General features: G+C 72.9%; 18 protein-coding genes. 8 read left to right on the forward strand and 10 right to left on the reverse strand.

Going from position 1 to position 19560, the window contains the following annotated elements; all coding sequences use genetic code 11:
- The first annotated feature begins 109 nt into the window (after window positions 1–109).
- Window positions 110–730 carry a superoxide dismutase gene (locus EDD30_RS07910; protein WP_123678151.1) on the forward strand — a complete coding sequence of 207 codons (621 nt, stop codon included), beginning with the start codon at window positions 110–112 and terminating at the stop codon, window positions 728–730.
- Window positions 727–999, forward strand: a complete 273-nt coding sequence (locus tag EDD30_RS07915) for a superoxide dismutase (RefSeq protein WP_123678152.1) — start codon at window positions 727–729, stop codon at window positions 997–999. Before EDD30_RS07910 ends, EDD30_RS07915 begins: the two co-directional genes overlap by 4 nt.
- Before the next feature lie 19 nt (window positions 1000–1018).
- On the opposite strand, the gene EDD30_RS07920 is transcribed toward EDD30_RS07915, so the two are convergent.
- Entirely contained in the window at window positions 1019–1432 is a 414-nt protein-coding gene (locus tag EDD30_RS07920) for a YkvA family protein (RefSeq protein ID WP_123678153.1), read from the reverse strand.
- Complete coding sequence (locus EDD30_RS07925; protein ID WP_123678154.1) at window positions 1417–2214, reverse strand: thioesterase II family protein; 798 nt, start codon at window positions 2212–2214, stop codon at window positions 1417–1419. The genes EDD30_RS07920 and EDD30_RS07925 overlap by 16 nt, the downstream gene beginning before the upstream one ends.
- A 213-nt stretch (window positions 2215–2427) precedes the next feature.
- On the opposite strand from EDD30_RS07925, the gene EDD30_RS07930 reads away from it, so the two are divergent.
- Window positions 2428–2982 carry a hypothetical protein gene (locus EDD30_RS07930; protein WP_123678155.1) on the forward strand — a complete coding sequence of 185 codons (555 nt, stop codon included), beginning with the start codon at window positions 2428–2430 and terminating at the stop codon, window positions 2980–2982.
- Window positions 2983–3035: 53 nt separating this feature from the next.
- Here the strand turns inward: EDD30_RS07930 and guaD are convergent, their stop codons facing one another.
- From guaD to EDD30_RS07950, 4 genes are read right to left on the reverse strand one after another with little or no spacing between them, the layout of a single operon-like run.
- Complete coding sequence (gene guaD / locus EDD30_RS07935) at window positions 3036–4337, reverse strand: guanine deaminase (protein ID WP_123678156.1); 1302 nt, start codon at window positions 4335–4337, stop codon at window positions 3036–3038.
- Entirely contained in the window at window positions 4334–5182 is an 849-nt protein-coding gene (xdhC, locus tag EDD30_RS07940; protein WP_123678157.1) for a xanthine dehydrogenase accessory protein XdhC, read from the reverse strand. Before xdhC ends, guaD begins: the two co-directional genes overlap by 4 nt.
- Window positions 5175–7613 carry a xanthine dehydrogenase molybdopterin binding subunit gene (gene xdhB, locus EDD30_RS07945; protein WP_123678158.1) on the reverse strand — a complete coding sequence of 813 codons (2439 nt, stop codon included), beginning with the start codon at window positions 7611–7613 and terminating at the stop codon, window positions 5175–5177. The genes xdhC and xdhB overlap by 8 nt, the downstream gene beginning before the upstream one ends.
- On the reverse strand, window positions 7610–9055 hold the full coding sequence (locus EDD30_RS07950; RefSeq protein ID WP_211353742.1) for a xanthine dehydrogenase small subunit: 1446 nt from the start codon (window positions 9053–9055) through the stop codon (window positions 7610–7612). Before EDD30_RS07950 ends, xdhB begins: the two co-directional genes overlap by 4 nt.
- A gap of 369 nt (window positions 9056–9424) precedes the next feature.
- Here EDD30_RS07950 and EDD30_RS07955 point away from each other — a divergent pair, with 369 nt between their 5' ends.
- Together EDD30_RS07955 and EDD30_RS07960 are read left to right on the forward strand one after the other, a co-directional pair.
- Window positions 9425–9760 (forward strand): hypothetical protein, encoded by a 336-nt coding sequence (locus EDD30_RS07955; RefSeq protein ID WP_244945161.1) that lies wholly within the window; start codon window positions 9425–9427, stop codon window positions 9758–9760.
- A gap of 10 nt (window positions 9761–9770) precedes the next feature.
- Window positions 9771–10247, forward strand: a complete 477-nt coding sequence (locus tag EDD30_RS07960) for an NUDIX domain-containing protein (RefSeq protein WP_280526132.1) — start codon at window positions 9771–9773, stop codon at window positions 10245–10247.
- Between the two features lie 17 nt (window positions 10248–10264).
- On the opposite strand, the gene EDD30_RS07965 is transcribed toward EDD30_RS07960, so the two are convergent.
- The 4 genes from EDD30_RS07965 to EDD30_RS07980 are packed head-to-tail and all read right to left on the reverse strand — an operon-like array spanning window position 10265 to window position 15754.
- Window positions 10265–13351, reverse strand: a complete 3087-nt coding sequence (locus EDD30_RS07965) for a coiled-coil domain-containing protein (RefSeq protein WP_123678161.1) — start codon at window positions 13349–13351, stop codon at window positions 10265–10267.
- Window positions 13348–14007, reverse strand: a complete 660-nt coding sequence (locus EDD30_RS07970; protein WP_123678162.1) for a hypothetical protein — start codon at window positions 14005–14007, stop codon at window positions 13348–13350. Before EDD30_RS07970 ends, EDD30_RS07965 begins: the two co-directional genes overlap by 4 nt.
- Complete coding sequence (locus EDD30_RS07975; RefSeq protein ID WP_123678163.1) at window positions 14004–14543, reverse strand: hypothetical protein; 540 nt, start codon at window positions 14541–14543, stop codon at window positions 14004–14006. Before EDD30_RS07975 ends, EDD30_RS07970 begins: the two co-directional genes overlap by 4 nt.
- A complete protein-coding gene (locus EDD30_RS07980; protein WP_123678164.1) occupies window positions 14540–15754 on the reverse strand; it encodes a hypothetical protein in 1215 nt (404 codons plus the stop codon). The genes EDD30_RS07975 and EDD30_RS07980 overlap by 4 nt, the downstream gene beginning before the upstream one ends.
- Before the next feature lie 476 nt (window positions 15755–16230).
- Here EDD30_RS07980 and EDD30_RS07985 point away from each other — a divergent pair, with 476 nt between their 5' ends.
- The 3 genes from EDD30_RS07985 to EDD30_RS07995 are packed head-to-tail and all read left to right on the forward strand — an operon-like array spanning window position 16231 to window position 19543.
- A complete protein-coding gene (locus EDD30_RS07985) occupies window positions 16231–18054 on the forward strand; it encodes a phosphatidylglycerol lysyltransferase domain-containing protein (protein WP_170208262.1) in 1824 nt (607 codons plus the stop codon).
- On the forward strand, window positions 18051–19214 hold the full coding sequence (locus EDD30_RS07990) for an alpha/beta hydrolase (RefSeq protein WP_123678166.1): 1164 nt from the start codon (window positions 18051–18053) through the stop codon (window positions 19212–19214). The genes EDD30_RS07985 and EDD30_RS07990 overlap by 4 nt, the downstream gene beginning before the upstream one ends.
- Window positions 19211–19543: a hypothetical protein gene (locus EDD30_RS07995; protein WP_123678167.1), complete on the forward strand. Its 333-nt coding sequence runs from the start codon at window positions 19211–19213 to the stop codon at window positions 19541–19543. The genes EDD30_RS07990 and EDD30_RS07995 overlap by 4 nt, the downstream gene beginning before the upstream one ends.
- Window positions 19544–19560 lie beyond the last annotated feature (17 nt).

Genomic DNA, 19560 nt, shown 5'->3' on the forward strand with positions numbered 1-19560 from the left:
GTTCATGCCTGCCGATGATGGCGAAGCCCCCTCGACCCCCGCTCGACGCCGGGACGAAGCTTCCTGCAAAATACTGGCAATAGCCAACTCAACGCAGATGGGATCGATGATGGCCGTCTACACGCTTCCCGACATGCCCTACGACTACGGCGCGCTCGAGCCGGCCATGAGCGGGCAGATCCTGGAGCTGCACCACGGCAAACACCACGCCGCGTACGTCAAGGGCAGCAACGACACGCTCGACCGGCTCTCCGAGGCCCGCGACAAGGGCGACTACTCGGCGCTGGTCGGCCTGGAGAAGACGCTCGCCTTCAACCTGTCCGGGCACGTGCTGCACTCGATCTTCTGGAACAATCTGTCGCCCGACGGCGGCGACCGCCCCGACGGCGAGCTCCGGGCCGCGCTCGACGAGCACTTCGGCTCGTTCGACGCGTTCGCCGCCCAGTTGTCGGCCGCCACCACGGGCGTGCAGGGTTCCGGCTGGGGCGTGCTGGCCTGGGAGCCGCTGTCGCAGCGGCTGATCGTCGAGCAGATCTACGACCACCACGGCAACGTCGGTCACGGCTCGACCCCGATCCTGGTCTTCGACGCCTGGGAGCACGCCTACTACCTGCAGTACAAGAACGTGCGCCCGGACTATGTGGACCGGCTGTGGGACATGGTCAACTGGGCTGACGTGATCAAGCGGTTCGACGCGGCCCGCGCCGCCGGCAATCCCCTCGTCCCGTGACCGGAGCCGACGCGTCGTCGGCCTTCCGGGCAGCGCAGCGCGCCGCCGGGGTCGTCGCGGCCAAGCATCGCGGCGACCTGGCCGGCGCGGAGGCACTGCTCGCCGCGTTCCCCGACGAGGCCACCCGTACCCGGGGCTTCCAGATCCTGGCCGAGCTGGCGCTGACCCTGGTCAAGGATGCCACCGGGCAGACGATGGACGAGCTGGTCCAGGAGCTGTCGCTGCAGCTCGCCGCCGCCACCCTGCCCGGCGGGTCCGGCAACCGGTGAGATGTGTCGCGTGCGGTGCTCAGGCCGTGGGTGCGACGCCCGGCCGGGGCGGGCCGAGAAGCCGTTCGATCAGCCACGGCTCGCCCGGCCACGCGGCCAGCAGCACCTCCCGGGGAACCTGCCGGCCCGCGTAGCGCAGCGCCAGCGCCACCACCACGATGTCGTCGAGCGGACCGATCACCGGCAGGAACTCCGGAATCAGATCGATCGGGCTCGCCAGCCACAACGCCGCGATCACGATCGCGACCCGGGCCCGGCGCGGCACCCGCGGGTCCTTGCGCAGCCGGCGCACGGTGGTGACACAGTCCGGGATGAACGCGGCCAGGTCCCGCACGACCCCGGGAGGAAGCCGGCGCGCCAACAGGACCAGGAGCGCCCAGCTCGCCACCAGGCACGCCACGGCGACGGCGAGGCCGATCAGCCAGTTGCGCATCGTCCGCCGCTCGGGAAGGTCGCCGAGCCGTCGCGGCGCGGCATCGTGGAGAGGCGTTCGCGGATCACCGTCAGGACGGCCGGGGCGTGCTCGAGGAGGAAGAAGTGCCCGCCGGGGAAGATCCGGATGCTGAAGGGCTCCTTCGAGTGCCGGGCCCACTCGCGTGCCTCCTCGACCGTCGTGTGCGGATCGTGGTCGCCGGTCAGGGCAGTGACCGGGCACGGCGGCGGGCCGCCCGGTTCCCAGCGGTAGGTCTCGACGGCCCGGTAGTCGCTGCGCAGCGCGGGGAGGACGAGCTGCAGGATCTCGGGGTCACCGAGCAGCGCCGCGTCGGTGCCGCCGAGGTCGCGCAGTTCGGCGACGATTCCGGCGTCGTCGCGCCGGTGCACGCGTTCAGGCCGCTGCAGGTGCGGGGCGCGCCGCCCGGAGGCGAACAGGTGCAACGGCAGGTCCGGGTTGTCGCGCCGCAGCCGCCGGGCCACCTCGTACGCGACGACCGCCCCCATGCTGTGCCCGAAGAGCGCCAGGGGCCGGGGATCCCACGCCGCCATGGCGGCGTGCAGCCGGTCGGCCAGCGCGGCGATGTCGTCGATGCACGGTTCGTCGCGGCGGTCGTGGCGGCCGGGGTACTGCACGGCGTACACGTCGATGCCGGGGGCGAGCGCCCGGGCCACGGGGACGAAGAAGCTCGCCGCGCCGCCCGCGTGCGGGAAGCAGACGAGCCGGTGTGCCGCGGAGTCCGCGGGCTGGAAACGCCGGAACCAGGTGCTGTCGTCGGTCATGTCTTCCTTACTCGAGGAGGCGAACCATGCTCTGTATACCTGCTCCGCTCCACACCGATGAAGTTGCGCCGCCCCGCGGAGCGGACGTGAGATACGCTCCCCGCCACCTGACCCTTCTCCCGGCCGCTTGGCCGGGACGGTGACCTGTTCGCCTCACCCCGCACCCCGCGGGCGACCGCGCGCCGAGTCAACGGGAACGCGACGCAGACGACCATGGATGACCAGTTTCCCCCGGCGGCCGCCCCTCTGTCCGCCCATCCGGTCGCCGCGGTTCCCGCCGACGGCGCCGTCGAGGCGGACTATCCGTACGCGGTAGCGAAGACGGTCGAGCAGCCGGAGCTGGCCGCCCGGCTCCGCGCCGCGATCAAGCCGGCGGCGCTGACCGCGGCCGGGTTCTCGACGGCGGCCCCGGCGCGGGTGATGCCGGTGCCGGCGCAGGCCGGCAAGCTGCTGGGGCCGGCGCTGCAGTGGTCCCGGTACAAGCGGCACTTCCAGGTGTTGCTGCTGGCCGACTCGTCGGGCTCCATGCACCAGCCCGTCACCGACAAGGCGCGGCGGCCGGACCCGGCACCGTCACCCTCGTCGTGGTGCTCACGGACGGCCGCGACGAGCAGTCCCGGTTCGCGACGTCCGAGCAACTGGCCTCGGCGATCCCACGAACAGTTCCACCAGGCGGCGCCGACGGCCGTCGCCGCCGTCGTGGCGTTCTCGCCCGCTCTGGATCGCACCTGGACGATCCTGCGGCGGCTCGCCCCGCGCGAAGGCTGACCACTACCGCAAAGACTCGGCGGCATCCAGCGCTACGAGCTCCGGACCGCGGGTCACCCCCGCTCGGCGGTGGCCGCTTCCACCGGGGCGCCGTCGATCCAGACCCGGGCCACGTCGTGCGGCGTGCCGAGCGCGAACACCTTCGCGAGCGCGTCGGAGGGTCCGCTCGCGTGCCGCATGCCGATGTCGAGCGGTGTACCCGGCGTCGGGCGTACCCAGATGGCGTCGAAGCGCTTGCCGACGCTGAGGTCGCCGATCTGATCGCGCAGCCCGAGCGCCTCCGCCCCGGCCGCGGTGGCCAGATGCAGCAGGTGCGCCGCGGTCAGCGCGACGCCGTCCGGGCCGCTCAACCGCTGCAGCATGTACGCCTGCAGCCCCTCCTTGAAGAGCGAGAAGCCGGTGCCGGCCCCGACGTCGCAGCCCAGCGCGACCGGCACCCCGTGGACGAGATGGCGTTGCAGCGGGAAGATGCCGCTGCCCAGCACCGCATTGCTGGTCGGGCAGTGCGCCACGCTCGTCTGCGCCTCGGCCAGCCGCTTCAACTCCGCGTCGGTCGGGTGCACGTTGTGCGCCAGCACGCTGCGCGGGCCGACGAGCCCGTGCCGGTCGTAGCTGTCGAGGTAGGTGCCGTCCTCGAAGAGCCGGCCGACGGTGGCGACCTCGTCGAGGTTCTCGTTGATGTGCGAGGTGAACCAGCTTTCCGGCAGCTCGCGGTGCAGTTGCCCGCACGAGGCGAGCAGGTCGTCGCTGCACGAGAGCGAGAACCGCGGGGTCACCGCGTACCGGCTGTGCCCGGTGCCGTGCCAGCGCTGCGCCAGGGCGCGCCCCTCGTCGTATCCGCGCTGGGCGGTGGTGTGCAGGTCCTCGCGGAGCATTCGGTCGCTGACCACCAGGCCGCTGGTGATGCGCAGGCGGCTCGCGGCGGCCGCCTCGAACAGCGTGTCCACCGCCGTGGCGAAGTGGGAACCGAAGACCAGGGCCGTGGTGGTGCCTGCGCCGATCAGCGCGCCGACGAACTCGGCGGCGACCGCGCGGGCGTAGTCCACCTCGGCCAGTCGGGACTCCTCGGGCAGGGCGCACCGCTCCAGCCACTCCAGCAGCGGCATGCCGAGCGCGCCGATGACCCGTACCTGGGGGAAGTGCACGTGGGTGTCCACCAGGCCGGGCAGCAGGACGCCGCCGGGCAGCTCGACCACCTCGGCCTCGGGGTGCCGCGACCGCAGCCGGGCGAAGCCGTCCCGGTCGACGATGACGCCGTCCTCGACGAGCAGGCCGGCGTCGGCGTCGGCGCGCAGCGCGCCACCGCGGAACGGGTCGTGCGGGGTGTCGATGGTCTGGGCACGGTAGAGGGTCATGTGTCGGCATCCAGGGTCAGGGGAACGGCGGCGGCTGCCTCCCGCTCCATCGTGCGCAGCAGGTCGGCCGCCACACTGACGGCGATCGTGGCGGGTTCCTTGCCGCGGATGTCCGCGAGCCCGATCGGGGTGGTGATGCGGGCGATCGTCGCGTCGTCGTGGCCCTGCGTGGCCAGCCGGGCGCGGAACCGGGCCCACTTGCCCGCCGAGCCGATCAGGCCGACGGAACCGAGCTCGCCGCCGCGCAGGACCGCGTCGCAGAGCGCGAAGTCCTCCGCGTGATCGTGGGTCATGATCAGTACGTGGGTGCCCGGCGGCAGCTCCCCCAGCACGATCTCCGGCAGCACCGCCACCCGGTGGACGTGCACGCCGGCCACCGCGTCGGCGAGCACCGCCAGCCTCTCGTCGGAGAGCTGTTCCGCTCGGGTGTCGACGAGATGCAGCTCGATGTCGTGCCGGGCCAGGATGCGGGCGAGCTCCAGGCCCACATGGCCGATGCCGAAGACGGCCACCGCGGGCACCACGGGCAGCGGTTCGAGCAGCACCGTGACCTCTCCCCCGCAGCACTGCACGCCGTGCTGGTACGGCGCCTTGTCCGACAGCGCGAGCGTGAACGTCTCCGGCGCCGCGCCGCCCGTGTCCAGCAGCGCGCGGGCCCGGTCGATCGCGACGGCCTCGAGATTGCCGCCGCCGATGGATCCCCAGGTCCTCGTGGCGCCCACGACGAGCTTCGCGCCGGCGGCCCGGGGCGCGTGCCCGCGCACCGCGACCAGCGTGACGAGGACGCCCGGCTCGCGGACGGCCCTCAGATGGGTCACCGCGCCGAGCCAGCCGCGGTCAGACACGACTCACCGCCTCGCCCACCCGTTCCGACTCCGGCCGCAGGGGATGCGCGTCGGCACCGGGCCCGGGCGGGGCGACGTCCGCCTCCACCGTGTGGTCTCCCCCGGCGCCGGAGCGCGCCCGCTCGATCGCCCAGAACACGGCCTCGGGCGTGGCCGGCGAGGCGAGCTCCACGCTGACCCCTTCGGGGCCGAACGCCGCGGCCGCCTGGCGCAACGCCTCCCGAACGCAGAAGGCCAGCATGAGCGGCGGTTCCCCCACCGCCTTGGAGCCGTAGACGACCCCGTCCTCCTCGGCGTCGGTCAGCAGCGTGACGCGGAAGTCCTCGGGCATCTCCGAGAAGCTGGGCAGCTTGTACGTGCTGGCCGCCTGCGTGGTCAGCCGCCCGCGGGTGGCGCCGGCGCCCTCGTCCCAGCGCAGGTCCTCCAGCGTCAGCCAGCCCGCGCCCTGCACGAATCCACCCTCGATCTGACCGATGTCGATCAGCGGCGACAGGCTGTCGCCCACGTCGTGCACGATGTCGACACGCCGGGTGCGGTAGGCGCCGGTGAAGCCGTCCACTTCGACCTCGGCGGCCGCGGCGCCGTACGAGAAGTACTTGAACGGCGAGCCTTGCATCACCGAAGAGTCCCAGTGCAACCCCTCGGTGCGGTAGTAGCCCGCCGCGAAGAGCTGCACGCGCTGGAAGTAGGCGGCGCGGACGAGGTCGTCCCAGGCGACGCCGGTGGAGGCGCCGATGCCTCGCGCGACGCCGTCGGCGAAGCGGACGTCGGCGGCGTTGAGTCCCAGCATCGCGGCGGCGACCTGCGCCAGCCTCTCGCGGATCTGCTCGCAGGCGTGTTTCACCGCGCCGCCGTTGAGGTCGGCACCCGAGCTCGCCGCGGTGGCCGACGTGTTGGGCACCTTGTCGGTACGCGTCGGCGCCAGCCGTACCCGCTCGATCGGCAGGCCCAGGGCGGTGGCCGCGACCTGCACCATCTTGGTGTGCAGGCCCTGGCCCATCTCGGTGCCGCCGTGGTTGATCAGCACCGAACCGTCCTTGTAGACGTGCACGAGCGCGCCCGCCTGGTTGAACGCCGTGAAGTTGAACGAGATGCCGAACTTCACCGGCGTCACGGCCAGACCCCGCTTCGTGTACGGGTGCCCGGCGTTGAACGCCGCGATCTCCTGCTGCCGCGCGCGGATCGCACCACTGTCGAGCACCTGGTCCCAGATCCGGGACAGGCGCTCCGGATGCCGCACGAGCTGGCCGTACGGTGTGCTCTGTCCGGCCTGGTAGAAGTTGCGCCGGCGCAGCGCGAGCGGATCGAGGCCGAGCAGCGGCGCGCAGCGCCCGAGGATGTCCTCGATGACCAGCATCCCCTGAGGTCCGCCGAAGCCGCGGAAGGCCGTGCTGGAGGTCTTGTGGGTCCGCGCGACGCGGCCGGTGAGCCGCACGTGCGGAAGCCAGTAGGCGTTGTCCGTGTGGCACAGCGCCCGCGCCAGCACCGGCTCGGATAGGTCGAGACTCCAGCCGCCGTCCGCGGTCAGCGTCGCGTCGAGCGCCTGCAGGCGGCCGGACTCGTCGAAGCCCACCCGCCAGTCCACGTGGAACCCGTGGCGCTTGCCGGACATGGTCAGGTCCTGCGTACGGGTCAGGCGCAGCCGCACCGGACGGCCGGTGAGCGTCGCGCCCAGCGCCGCGATGGCGGCGAAGCCGTGCGGCTGCATCTCCTTGCCGCCGAAGCCGCCGCCCATCCGCAGGCACTGCACGGTGACCTCGTGGCTGGACCGGCCCAGCACGTGCGCGACGATCTCCTGGGTCTCCGTGGGGTGCTGCGTGCTGCTCTGCACGAAGATCTGCCCCGCCTCGTCGACGTGCGCCAGCGAGCAGTGCGTCTCCAGGTAGAAGTGCTCCTGCCCGGCGAACTCGAAGTCGCCGCTGAACACGTGCGCGGCGCCGGCCATCCCGGCGTCGACGTCCCCGCGCACGATCTGCGGCGTGGCGCCCTGGAAGCTCTCCGCCTCGATCGCGTCCCGCAGGCTCACCACGGACGGCAGCGGTTCCACGTCGACCTCGACGGCGGCCGCGCCCAGCCGCGCCGCCTCGTACGTCTCGCCGAGCACCCAGCAGACGGCGTGGCCGAAGAACATCACCTCGTCCGGGAACAGCGGCTCGTCGTGCTTGACCCCGGCGTCGTTGACCCCGGGGACGTCGGCGCCCGTGAGCACCCGGACGACGCCGGGGACCCGCAGCGCGGGCTCGACCCGCAGCGCGGTGACCCGGGCATGGGCGTGGGGCACCTGCACCGGGTGGGCGTGCAGCACGTCCTTGGTGCGGTAGATCAGGTCGTCGGTGTACAGCGCCTCGCCGGTGACGTGCAGCGCCGCGCTCTCGTGCGGCACGGCGACGCCGACGGCGGGGTTCTCCGGTCGCTCGGACAGCTCGCTCATCCGGCCACCTCCTGCGGGCTCGGGTTCTCGGCGTACAGCTTCGGCAGGGCCTGGCCGAGCATCGCGGCGCGATACCCGGCGCTGGCCCGGTGGTCGTCCAGAGGCGTGCCCTCCCCGCGCAGCACCCGCGCGGCCGCCTCCGCGGTCTCCGCGGTCCACGGCTGCCCCTCGAGCGCGGCCTCGGTGGCCCGGGCCCGGATCGGGGTCGCCGCCACGCCGCCCAGACCGATGCGCGCCCGCACGACCGTCCCGTCGGCCACGTCCAGGGCGAACCCCAGGGCGACGCTGGAGATGTCGTCGAAGCGCCGCTTGGCGATCTTGTGGAAGGCGGTGAGACCGGCGAGCGGCAGCGGGATGCGCACCGCCCGGATCAGCTCGTCCGCACGCCGGACGCTGCGCCGGTAGCCGGTGTAGTAGTCCGCGAGCGGCACCGACCGCTCGCCGTCGGCGTCGGCCAGCACCACGTCGGCGCCCAACGCCAGCAGCACCGGTGGAAGGTCGCCGATCGGCGAGCCGGTGCCGAGGTTGCCCCCGACGGTGGCGCTGTTGCGGATCAGCCGGGACGCGAACTGGGGGAAGAGCTGGCCGAGCAGCGGCACCCGGCCGTCGAGCCGGCGCTCGATCTCGCTGAGGGTGAGCGCGGCGCCGATCTCGATGTGCTCGGCGCCGGTCGTCAGCTCCCGCAGCTCGGGGATCCGGTCGATCGCGACGACGCACCGGGCGCGCGTGCCGCGCAGGTTGACCTCCACACCCCAGTCGGTCGAGCCCGCGACGACGGTCGCCCCGGGCTGCTCCCGCAGCAGCCGGAGCGCCTCGGAGAGCGCGGCAGGGCGGATGAACTCACCCTCGTCCCTGCGTACGCAGGTGGGCCGCGCCGGTGCCGCCGGCTCCCGCCGGCGCCCGGCGAGGGGATCGTCCGGCGCCGGCGGCCCGAGCGCGTACGCCGCGTCGCGGATCGGCCGGTATCCGGTGCAGCGGCACAGATTGCCGCTGAGCGCGTGCAGGTCGAACCCGTTCGGCCCGTGGTCCTGGCCGGCCGCTGTCCCCTCGGGCGCCGCCGCGCGGCCGGGCCGGTAGAACTCGGCGGCCATGCTGCAGACGAAGCCGGGCGTGCAGTACCCGCACTGGGAGCCGCCGCGGACCGCCATTTCGTGCTGGACCGGGTGCAGGCGCTCCGGGCCGCCCAGCCCCTCGGCCGTGACGACCTCCTGGCCGTCCAGCCCCAGCGCGGGCAGCAGGCAGGCGTTGACCGCCACCCACTCGGTGGGAGAGTCGACGCCGGGCCGCGCGACCAGCACGGAGCAGGCGCCGCACTCGCCCTCGCCGCAGCCCTCCTTGCAGCCGGTAAGCCCCTGCTCCCGCAGCCACTCCAGCGCGCTGGTGTGCGGCGCGACGTCCCCCATCGCGATGTCGCGCCCGTTGACCTTGATGGCGGCGCCCATGATCAGCTCCCGTCAGCCGTCTTCACGTACATGTTTCCCCGGACCCGTGCTCTCCGGGCCGGAACATGGTTGACGGTTGACGCCGGGGCGGCTGGTTATCCATGTGAACAACCGCCCGAGCCGTTCCCGACTCTACAAGCCGGGACCCACCAGCGGATAGACGCCCCGCACCATCAGCGAGTCCGCGGCCCACCACCACCCCCGTTACCTTTGATCGTCTCCAGCCGCGGACTGCTCGGTCGCCGGTTCGGTATGACTTACTGCCCCGTCGTACGGATGATCCGGGCGTGCTATCGCCGGGCCGGGTGGCGCCGACGGACCGCAGGGACACGGCCACCCGCATCGGCTCGGGGCAGGTCTCTTCGTAACGTGGCTGCCGCTGGTCAACGCCAGATCGGCGAACTCGGCGAAATCCAGGTCGCTATCGACCTCGGACCACGCGTCGACACAGCCGCGATGCCGATGGAGCGTCGCGTCCGTCATGCGCTGGAGGTGTCGCGGGCGTACAGCTCGTGGAACCGACAGGAGGAAGCGCTGGCCACGCTTTTGCACGCCGAGCAGATGGCGCCGGAGCAGGGTTCGGCATCACTACCTGGGGCGACAGTTGGTGCTCACATGGATCCGACAGCAGCGCACGAAGCCATCGGCTGCGCTCGTCGGGCTGGCACGTCGGCTTCGGGTGCTCGACTGATCCACGAGCTCTAGGCTGCTCGATGTGACGACACCAGAGCCCCCGCCCATGGCCACTCCCCGCGTCGCCGCCGGCGCCCTCTTCTTCGACGAGGAGGGTCGCATCCTCCTCGTGAAGCCAAGCTATAAAGACGGCTGGGAAATCCCGGGTGGCTACGTCGAACCCGGCGAATCCCCCAGAGCCGCCTGCATCCGCGAGGTGAAAGAAGAAGTCGGCCTAACGGTGGCCCTGGGGAATCACCTCGTCGTCGACTGGGCTCCCGCCGATGACGAGGGCGACAAGATCCTCTTCATCTTCGATGCGGGCGCGCTGAGCCACGACGGCCGGAGCACCATCCAACTTGTTGACAATGAGCTGACCGAGTGGCGGTTCGTGCACCCATCCGCTCTGGACGAGCACGTGCCAGCACGACTGGCTCGGCGCCTTCACGCCGCCATCAATGCCAAGCGCGAAGGCAAGCCGTCGTACGCCGAACACGGCTACGCAATTGCTACGAAATAGACGGCCAACTCCAACAATCAACTACGTATGTATTTCCGCGGGGGCGGCCGGTAGGAGGTCATCCAGTCGGCGAGCAGCGCGATGCGGGCGGACTCCGCCTCGCTGCCGACGACGACCGGTGCCTGGTTGTAGGGGAACGCGTCCGAGGTGCGCCGCAGCTTGATGTAGAGGCTCGACGAGCCGATCGCGTACCGTTCCATGTCGTCCTGCAGCGCGCCGACGACGCTGATCGCGCGGTCCCGGCCGATGTTCTCGAACAGGGCGACGGCGTCGCGGCGGTGCGCGGAGCCGAGGTTGCGGCCCAGCTCGTCGAGGACGAGCAGCAGCGGCCGGTCGTGCGACCCGGCGAGCGCCGCGGCGCACACGAGCTTCACCGCCTTGTCGTCCATCTGCGCGGTGTTGCCCCGCAGCCGGTAGGACGACAGCGGCTTTCCCTCGCCCCGGCGCCAGCGCGGGGTGATCGTCCACTGCCACGGCTTCTGCGGGTCGGCCGGCGGTTCCGGCTCGGGGAAGTCGAGGCCGGCGCCGTACCCGCCGTACGCCTGGTCGAGGTTGTCGAACTCGGCCGCGACCTGCCGCAGCTTGGCCTTGATCGCCGTGGCGAGCGTCGCCCGCAGGGCGGCCGACGCGAGTTGCGCCTCACGCAGGTGCGTCTCGGCGCTGTGCAGGGTCTGGGTACGGGTGGCGCGTTCGGTACGGATCTGGTCGAGGGTCTGCTGGTCGATCTCGGCGAGCTCGTCGAGGTAAGCGCCGACGATCCGCAGCACCTGCGGGATGAGCCGCAGGTAGGCGCCGGACCGGCGGTCGCGGCGCCGCTCGTCGACGACCTGCAGTTCCTCCGGGATCTGCTCCTCGGGCGTGTCCGCGGGGAAGCACGCACGCCGGGCCTGGTCGGCCCGGTACGCGCACAGGTCGTCCCATTCCGCCGTCGTGCGCTTCTGCTCGCGCTCGTCGAGGGTGAGCAGGTGCCGCTCCGCCGAGGCGACGGTCCCCTGCCACGCGTCGTGCCGGCCGGGCAGGTCCAGCGCGGCCCGCTCCTCGGTCTTCAGGCGCCACGAGGCGTGCTGGTACTCCAGCTCGCGGCGCAGGTTGTCGCGCTGGGTCCGGGAAGCGGCGATCCGCTGGTCGCGGGCGTTGCGCTCGCCGAGCGCGGCTTCGTAGCCGGCCTTCGTCCGGGCAAGCTGGCGGGCGAGCGACTCCAGCGCCTCGGCGATCCTGGCGTTGAGCGCGCGCAGCTCGGCGACCTGAGCGTCGAGCGTGCCGGCCTCGACTGCGGCCCGGGCGGCCCGCACGTGCTCGCCCGCGCGGTCGCGGTCCCCTTTCGCGCTGCGGATGCCGTCGTCGGCCGCCTCGTCGGCGAGCGACGCCCGGTGCAGCGCCTCCCGGGCGGCGTGGATGCGGCCGGCCCGTCCGGTCATCGCCTCGCCGGATCCGGCCGTGCCGTGCACACCGGCCGTCGTGTCGAGGTGGTGCGCGGCGTCGCCGGCGCGGTCGCGGAGCACGCCGAGGAACCGGTGGACCGTCAGCGCCGGGTCGGCCGCGGCGGGCAGCCCTTCGGCGGTCACGCCCCGCGGGTCCGCCTCGACCAGCAGCGACCCGGGAACGTCGGCGAGGGCCTTGACCGCCGTGCCGACGTCGGCGACCACGACCGCATGACGGTACGGCAGCAGCCGCGCCTCCCAGACCGCTCGTTGCTCATCGGTCAGGGTGATCGCGTCGACGAGCGGGACACCGGTGATCCCGGCGGCGCGCAGCGCCCGTACCTGGGTGTCGGCGACGTCCTCGCCTCGTTCCGCCGCGGCGAGGGCCTCGCGGGCGTCGATCACGGCCTGCTGGGTGACGCCCTTGTGCCGTTCGGCGTCGCGGATGGCATCGGTGGCGTCGCGCATCTCGGCGTCGGCCTCGGCGAGGGTCCGGCCGTCGGCGGCGGCCGCGGTCGCCCGCAGCGTACGGATGCGGGCGGTCAACTGTTCGAGCTGGCCGACATTGTGGCTCTGCTGGGTCCGCAGGTCCTCCGCGGCGGCCATTGCGTCCTCGTGCTCGGCGACCCGCTTGCGGTAGCTCGCCTCGAAGGTCGTGTCGTCCGTCAGCCGGGCCAGATCGCCCGCCGCGGTCTCGATCTGCTGCTCGAGCTCCTCGCGGCGGGTCGCCAGCCGGTCGAGGTCCGCCGCGAGGTCGGCGTCCTGGGCGACGCCGTCGACCAGATGCCGGGCGCACCGTGACGTCCAGCCGTCACGCGCCTCGGCCAGCAGCGTCCGGGCCTGCTCCCGGGACCGGATCGCGTCCTCGACGACGGCCATCCGGTCGCTCCACTGGCCGTACTCCTGCTGGGCCTGCCGCGCGTCGACGGCATGCTGGTGTTCCTGCTGCCGGGCCTGCTGCTCGTCGTCGATCTCCCGGTTCAGGCCGGTCAGCGCGCCGACCGCGTCGAAGATGCGTTCCGGGGTGAGCTCGTTCAGCGGCTGGGCGAGCAGGTTCGCCGTCAGGCTGGCCCGCACCGAGGTGGACAGGAACGACACGCAGCGGACCGCGCCGCCGTACAGGGTCCGGGCGAGCCGGTTGGCCCGGATGTCGGTCCGGCCGTTGCTGCGGGGCAGCTCGGTCCAGAGCCGGTCGGCGCCGGCGGCGCGTTCGTTCTCGGTGTCGCCGTAGGCGACGTGGAGCCGGGGCGCCCACCGCAGTTCCACGTGCGGGGCCTGGCGGTTGATCCGCAGCCACACCGTCAGCGTGTCCGCCTCGAGCTCGGCGACGGAGTGGCTGCCCGGCGGGACGAAGACGCCGACGATGTAGCCGCGGTCGGCGTTGGCGTGCAGCGACTCCTGCCCGGCCAGCTCCGCGGTGAACAACAGCTCGGCGGCGGCTTGCGCCCCCGACTGCAGCCGCCACTGGTCGTCGGCGTGCAGGAGGCTGAGCCCGGCGATGAACGACGACTTGCCGGCGCCGTTGGAGTCCGACGGCCCCTGCCCGGCGACGGTGATCAGGCCGCGGGAGGTGATCGGCACCGGATGGGTCGACAACCGGGAAATGTTGATCATCTGGATGCCGGCGAGCACCCTCGGCCCGACGAGGTCGTCCACGTCCGGGCCGCTACCAGCTGCCGTCAACGGTTGTTCTCCCTGCTCGTGGTTCTGCCCCGCCGCTGGCGGATCGCGGCGGCGAGGGGATGGTCCGGCGCGGCGGCGAGGATCAACTGGTCCTGCAGCCGGGCCCGCGCTGCCGGGGTGAGGCGCAGCAGTTGCGGGCCGGGCACGTATCCGCCGTCGGTGTCGCCGCCGCGGACCCGGCGCAGCACTCCGGCCGACACCAGCTTGCTCAGCGCGGCCTTGGCGGCCACCGGCGGCACCTTGCCGGCCCGCAGGACGTCCTGTTCCGTCGCCGGGTAGGTGCTCGTCCACTCGTCCTGGCCGAGGCGTTCCTCGCTGCGCGGGATCGCGACGGAGTACACCAGGACGAGCACGAGCACCGCCCGTTCGACCGCGGTCAGGGGCTGCCAGCCGCCGGCGGTCAGCTCCCCGGCGACGGTGTCGTCGTAGCCCGTCGTGAACCGCAGGTCGTCGACCTGGACGAGCACCCGGCCCGTGCGGCTCAGCAGCCGCTCGAGCCGGTCCCGGCTCGTCGGATCCCGCAACGCGGGAAGCTCCTGCCGGTGTACGGGTTCGCGGGCGTACTCCAGCAGCGCGTACGCCGCCTCCACCTGTTCGCGCTGGCGGTCGCTCAGGGACCCCAGCACCGCGTCGAACACCGGGTTCGGGCCGGTCACCGCGCCTCCTGCGGCTCGTCGAGATCCGGAGCGGGGATCAGCCGCCACAGTTCCCGGACCGTGCTCAGTTCCAGCGGGCCCCACGTCGCGACCCGCGGCCCGAGCCGGACCGTGCCCGGCGCCTGCAGCACCCACCGGGCCGTCTCCAGCCGGCGCAGCCCGGCGGTCAGAAGGCGCTGCCGGCTGGTCCGGTCCCGGCCGGGGTGCAGCAGCTCGAGGACCCGGTCGACGTGCGCGAGGTCCGCGGGCCGTCCCGGCCACGGATCCGTACCCGGATCCGGCCAGCAGCAGCGCAGGCAGGCGGCGAGGACCCGCAGCGTGCCCGCGCTGTCGGGCAGCGTCGACGCCGGCTGCCCGTACTCGGCGAGGACCTGCGGGCCGGCGCCGGGCGCGACGGCCGGCAGGAACCACACCGACTGCGCGTCCGGCTCGATCAGCCGCCGCATCCCCGCCGGGGACGCGGTGCCGGCCGGGGCCTGCTGCGGTCCACCGGATCGGACCTTCGCCCACCACAGGGCGGTCTCCCGTTCGGTCACGCCGGCACCGCTTCCCCGCCGCGGCGGCGGAACCAGCCGTCGGTGACCCAGGCCGGCTCGGACGCCGCATCGATGCGCAGCCCGTCCTCCCAGGTGAGCACGTACGGCAGCTCGGACCGCAACTGGATCGCGGTCAGGTCGGACAGGATCCGCCGCGCGGCCGGCCAGTTCCCCGCGGCGGCGAGCAACTCGGCGACGCTGACCTGCTCGCGGCTCCCGAGCAGCCGCTCGGCGCGGGCGGCGAGGGCTTCCGCCTCGGTGTCGGCGTGCCCCGGGGCCGGGCCGTCGTCGTCGATCCGCGGTCGCGGCGGCGGCGTGCGGCCCGCGTCGCTGCGCAGTCCCTCCTCGACCGCGTCGAGAAGGTCGTCGGCGGTGAAACAAGGGTCCGGGGCGTCGAACAGCAGGCCGTCGGCGGCGGCCGCGAGCTCGTCGACGCCCGCGTCCCGGGCGAAGCTGCGCCATCGCTCGGCCGGCAGCAGCCCCAGCGCCCGGGTCCGGCCGGCCTGGTCGATCAGCCGACGCGCGGCCGTGGTGACCGCGTCCCGGTATGCGCCCAGCGCCATCCGCAGGGCGGTGCACTCGTTCAGCAGTTCCGGCCATCGGATCGCGGCCCGGTCGTGGTAGAGCCGCGCCTGGTCCAGCATCTCGCTGTTGCCCAGCATCGGCTGCGCCTGCGAGCGCAGCGACTCCACCGTCCCGCCCTTCGCGAGCTGCATGATCGGGTTCGCGAGCAGCCGGAACACGTTGGTCATCTCGCGCAGGTGCGCCCGCGCCTCGTCGCGGGTCGTGGCGGCGTCGTCGACCGCCAGCCGGGCGATCGACAGGATCCGGTGCAGCTCGCCGAGCCCGCCGGTCCGCGCCAGGCGCCGCAGGAACAGCAGCATCACGTACGGTGCAAATGCGGCCTGGTAGTACATCTCGTGCGGACGCTCGTTGACCCGGGTCACCGCCCGGTACGAGCGCAACACCTCGAACCGGCGCCGGACCGCCACCGCCGGCGTGTCTGCGCAGGCGGCGACGATCTGCTCCACCGTCAGCCCGGCCGGGCCCGCGTCCGCGAACGCCTGCAGGATCGACTCGTCGATGCGGACGGACTCCGCATCGTCGACCATCCCGTTCGCCTCGCGGGCGAGGACGGCGAAGACCTGCCGGTACACGCCGAGGACGGCGGACCCGGCGGTGTTCTCCTCGAACGGCAGCGCGGCGATCATCGCAAGATTGTGCACTGCATCCTGCAGGATCAGCGATCGAGTCCGCCGTGCCGATCTTCACAACGGGCACCCGGACCGGATTCGGCACTTTCGTCCACCGATCAACGGCGAGGACGTGCCGATGATGACCGCCACCGCCCCGATCGTGATGGAGGGGAAGGTCGCCGGGGTGGTGACCGTCGCTCGGCACCCGGCCGACCCGGCCCCTGTCGCTGCACTGTGGACACGCCTCGGCGACCGCCGGCCCGGCCGGAGGGCGGCATCCGGTAGGCGACGGTGCGTGAGCGGCCGCGCGCCACTGCGTACAGATTTCGGGGTCTGCTCCACCTAACGGTGGAGAAGCCGCGCGACGGGTCTGCTCTTCGACCGATGCCCGGAGTAGCGCGCTGATGGCACTCTCTCGTCGACTGGCCGATCTTGGCGTCGATGGCCCGACGCGGATCGCCGGTAATCAGTCGGTTCGACGGGGAGGCATTGTGGCGCGACAGGATGGCGGTACGCCCGCTGGGGAGGAGCAGGCCGCGCTGCGGTCCGCTCGCTGGCTGAGCTGGCGCCGGCGGGTGCCGGCGGTCGCCGCCGTGCTGTGTGGCCTCGTCGGCACGCTGGGGATCCTGGCGGCCCTCGGCGCCGTCCGGGCCGAATTCGCCGGCGACGCATCGCTGTGGTCCGGCCTGCCCGCCATGAGTACGGCCGCAGGCGGCGTCCTGTACCTCATCGTGGCCCGCGGCCTGAGCCGCCGGCAGCGCACCGCCTGGGTGTGGCTGGTCTGCCTGATGACGGTCACGATCGTGCTGACGGCCGCCGGAGCCCTGGTGGAAAGCGGTCACCGCTACGGCGGGCACGGCACCGGGCTGCGCCTGGGCATCGGCGTGCTGCTGCTGGCCGCCGTGCTGGCCGCGGGCGGCGAGTTCACCGTGGCCCGGCCGCGGGCGCGCCGGTCGGCCACCGCGCTGCTGGCCTCGCTGGCGGTGCTGGGACCGGTCGCGAGCTGGCTGATGCTGACGGCGTTCAGCCCCGGTACCGCCAGCGGCACCCACCGCGCCGTCTGCGGCGCCTGGTATCTGGTGCGCGGCCTCGTGGGCATCCGGCAGCCGCAGCTCGACGCGACTCCTCCGGGCTGGATTCCGGTGAGCATCGGCGTGGCCGGTGCCGCGGTCGTGATCCTCGCCGCGTACCTGGGCCTGCGTCCGGGTCGGGCGACCGAGCGGGCGGCCAGCACCGAGCAGCCCCGGCTGCGCGAACTGCTCACCGCGCACGGCGGTCAGGACTCGCTCGGCTACTTCGCCCTGCGCGACGACAAGACCACCATCCTGTCCGCGACCGGCAAGTCGGCCGTCTGCTACCGCGTCGTCAACGGGGTGAGCCTCGCCTCCGGCGACCCGATCGGCGTGCAGGCGGACTGGTCCGGTGCCATCGCTGCCTGGCGGGAGGAGGCCGAGGCCCACGGCTGGACCCCGGCCGTCCTGGGCGCCAGCACGGCCGGGGCGCGGGCCTACTCCCGCGGGGGCCTGCGGGTGCTGGAAATCGGCGACGAGGCGGTGCTGCGCACCGGCGAGTTCAGTCTGGACGGTCGGCCGATGCGCGCCGTCCGCCAGGCCGTGCACCGCGTCCAGCGGGCCGGCTACGAGGTGCACATCCACCGTGTCGGGGATGTCGCACCCAGCACGATGGACGAACTGTCGCGCTACGCCGACCAGTGGCGGGACGGGTCCGTGGAGCGCGGCTTCTCCATGGCCCTGGGCCGTTTCGCCCACCCGGACGACCTGGAGTACGTGGTGGTCGAGGTGCGCGACGCCGAGGGCCGCCCCGCGGGTGTGCTCGGCTTCGTCCCGTGGGGCGCCGACGGCCTCTCGCTCGACCTGATGCGCAAGGACCCGGCGAGCCCCAACGGCATCTTCGAGTTCATGATCGTGGAGTTGCTGGCGCGGGCCGAGGCGATGGGCGTCGCGCGCATCTCCCTCAACTTCGCGATGTTCCGTTCCACTTTCGCCCGCGGCGAGCAGCTCGGTGCCGGCCCGCTGCTGCGCGGGTGGCGCGGCGCGCTCCTGTTCGCCTCCCGGTGGTGGCAGCTCGAGTCGCTCTACCGGGCCAACGTGAAGTACCAGCCCGCCTGGATGCCCCGCTTCATCTGCTACCCGCGCGGACGGGACCTGCCGAGGGTGGCCGTGGGCGCCGCCATCGCCGAGGGCTTCGTCACGCCGCCGGGACGCCGCCGCGCGGTGGCGCCGACGGCCCGCGCCGAGGCCGTCTCGCCGGCGGTCCCGCCCCGCACGGTCGCCCCGACGGGGGTGTCCCGATGAGCGACATCGTCATCACCAGCGGCTGGGTGGTCGCCGTGGTCATCGGGCTGACCGTGGTCGCCGCCGTGGTCACCGCGAAGTTCTGGGACCGGGGCCGGTTCCGCACCGTGCACCGCGCCATCGGACTGCTCGTCGTCCAACTGCTGGTGCTGCTCAGCATCGGCACGGTGGTCAACCGGGGGGCGAACTTCTACGTCACCCTCGGCGAGCTGTTCGGCCAGGGCAAGGAGGACGGCTACGCGGCCTCGATCCCGCCGCAGGCGCCGACGTTGTCCGCGGACGGCACCGGTGAGGACGGTGTCGCCCGCTGGATCGCCGACCACCCCACCAAGCCCGGCAAGGGCACCGTGATCCCGGCGATGCTCACCGGCGCCCGCACCGGATACAGCCTCCCGGCGCAGATCTACCTGCCCGCGGGATACGCCAGTGCCCCCGCGACCCAGAAGTTCCCCGTCGTACTGTTCCTCGCCGGCTACCCGGGCACCCATTACAGCTGGTCCAAGAGCATGGGCGTGCCGGCGGCGCTGGACCAGGCGATCAGCGCGAAACATCTGGCGCCGGTGATCGGCGTTCTGGCCGAGCATGATCCCATCCGCGGCCGGGACAGCGAATGCGTCGACTCCGCCCACGGCGTCCGGGCCGACACGTACCTCACCAGCGACCTGCCCGACGTGGTCAGCCGCCACTTCCGGGCGGCGAGCGGCCGCCAGAACTGGTCGGTGGTCGGCTACTCGACCGGCGGCTTCTGCGCGGCCAACATGGCCCTGCGCCACCCGGACAAGTTCTCCGCCGCCGGAGTGCTGTCCGGCTACTTCCGGCCGATCATCGACCGCTCGACCGGCGATCTCTACAAGGACGACCTGAACCTCCGCCGCGCCAACGACCCTCGGCTGCTGATCGGTCAGCGCCGGCCGGCACCCACGCACTTCTTCCTCTTCGCCGGCACGGGCGACCGGGAGGCCCTCAAGGAACTGAAGGCCTTCGCACCGCTGGTCCACGCCCCGGACACGCTCCAGGTCGTCGACGACCGGCCGGGCGGACACAACTTCGCCGCCTGGAAGGGAGTGCTACCCGACCTGTTCGCCTGGCTGAACCGGACGCTCACCGCCGGAGCCGGCCGGGACGACAAGACTCCGGCACGCCTCAGCCCCCCGCAATGAACCGGTACAGCGGTCTGTGGGCGCTGTTCACCGGCGGCGCCGTGCTCGCTCTCCTGCTGGTGATCCTCCAGCCCGCCACCACGCCGGCGGAGTGCCCGAACTACGGTGCGGCAGGCAACGCGAGCCCCTTCAAAGATGCCGCGTGGGACATGTGGTTTCCGCTGCTGGCGCTCGGCTGGGTGGTGCTGGTGCTGATCGAGCAGGTGCTGCCGCGGACCCGGCGGCACCGGGGCGGCGCGTCCGGCGCGGCCCGCGCGGCGGGCGTCGTCATGGCGTCGGTCGCCGGCTCATGCTGCCTGGTGGGCCCCTTCCTGGTGATGTGCCGCTGACCGTGACGGCTTCCAGG

The organism is Couchioplanes caeruleus (assembly GCF_003751945.1).
Classification (GTDB): Bacteria; Actinomycetota; Actinomycetes; order Mycobacteriales; family Micromonosporaceae; genus Actinoplanes; species Actinoplanes caeruleus.

What these genes read in the sequence shown, in the direction of transcription:
- EDD30_RS07910 (WP_123678151.1), top strand. Translation starts at nt 110, where the DNA reads ATGGCCGTCTACACGCTTCCCGACATGCCCTACGACTACGGCGCGCTC.
- EDD30_RS07920 (WP_123678153.1), bottom strand. Translation starts at nt 1,432, where the DNA reads ATGCGCAACTGGCTGATCGGCCTCGCCGTCGCCGTGGCGTGCCTGGTG.
- EDD30_RS07925 (WP_123678154.1), bottom strand. Translation starts at nt 2,214, where the DNA reads ATGACCGACGACAGCACCTGGTTCCGGCGTTTCCAGCCCGCGGACTCC.
- EDD30_RS07930 (WP_123678155.1), top strand. Translation starts at nt 2,428, where the DNA reads ATGGATGACCAGTTTCCCCCGGCGGCCGCCCCTCTGTCCGCCCATCCG.
- guaD (WP_123678156.1), bottom strand. Translation starts at nt 4,337, where the DNA reads ATGACCCTCTACCGTGCCCAGACCATCGACACCCCGCACGACCCGTTC.
- xdhB (WP_123678158.1), bottom strand. Translation starts at nt 7,613, where the DNA reads ATGAGCGAGCTGTCCGAGCGACCGGAGAACCCCGCCGTCGGCGTCGCC.
- EDD30_RS07950 (WP_211353742.1), bottom strand. Translation starts at nt 9,055, where the DNA reads ATGGGCGCCGCCATCAAGGTCAACGGGCGCGACATCGCGATGGGGGAC.
- EDD30_RS07980 (WP_123678164.1), bottom strand. Translation starts at nt 15,754, where the DNA reads ATGATCGCCGCGCTGCCGTTCGAGGAGAACACCGCCGGGTCCGCCGTC.
- EDD30_RS07990 (WP_123678166.1), top strand. Translation starts at nt 18,051, where the DNA reads ATGAGCGACATCGTCATCACCAGCGGCTGGGTGGTCGCCGTGGTCATC.
- EDD30_RS07995 (WP_123678167.1), top strand. Translation starts at nt 19,211, where the DNA reads ATGAACCGGTACAGCGGTCTGTGGGCGCTGTTCACCGGCGGCGCCGTG.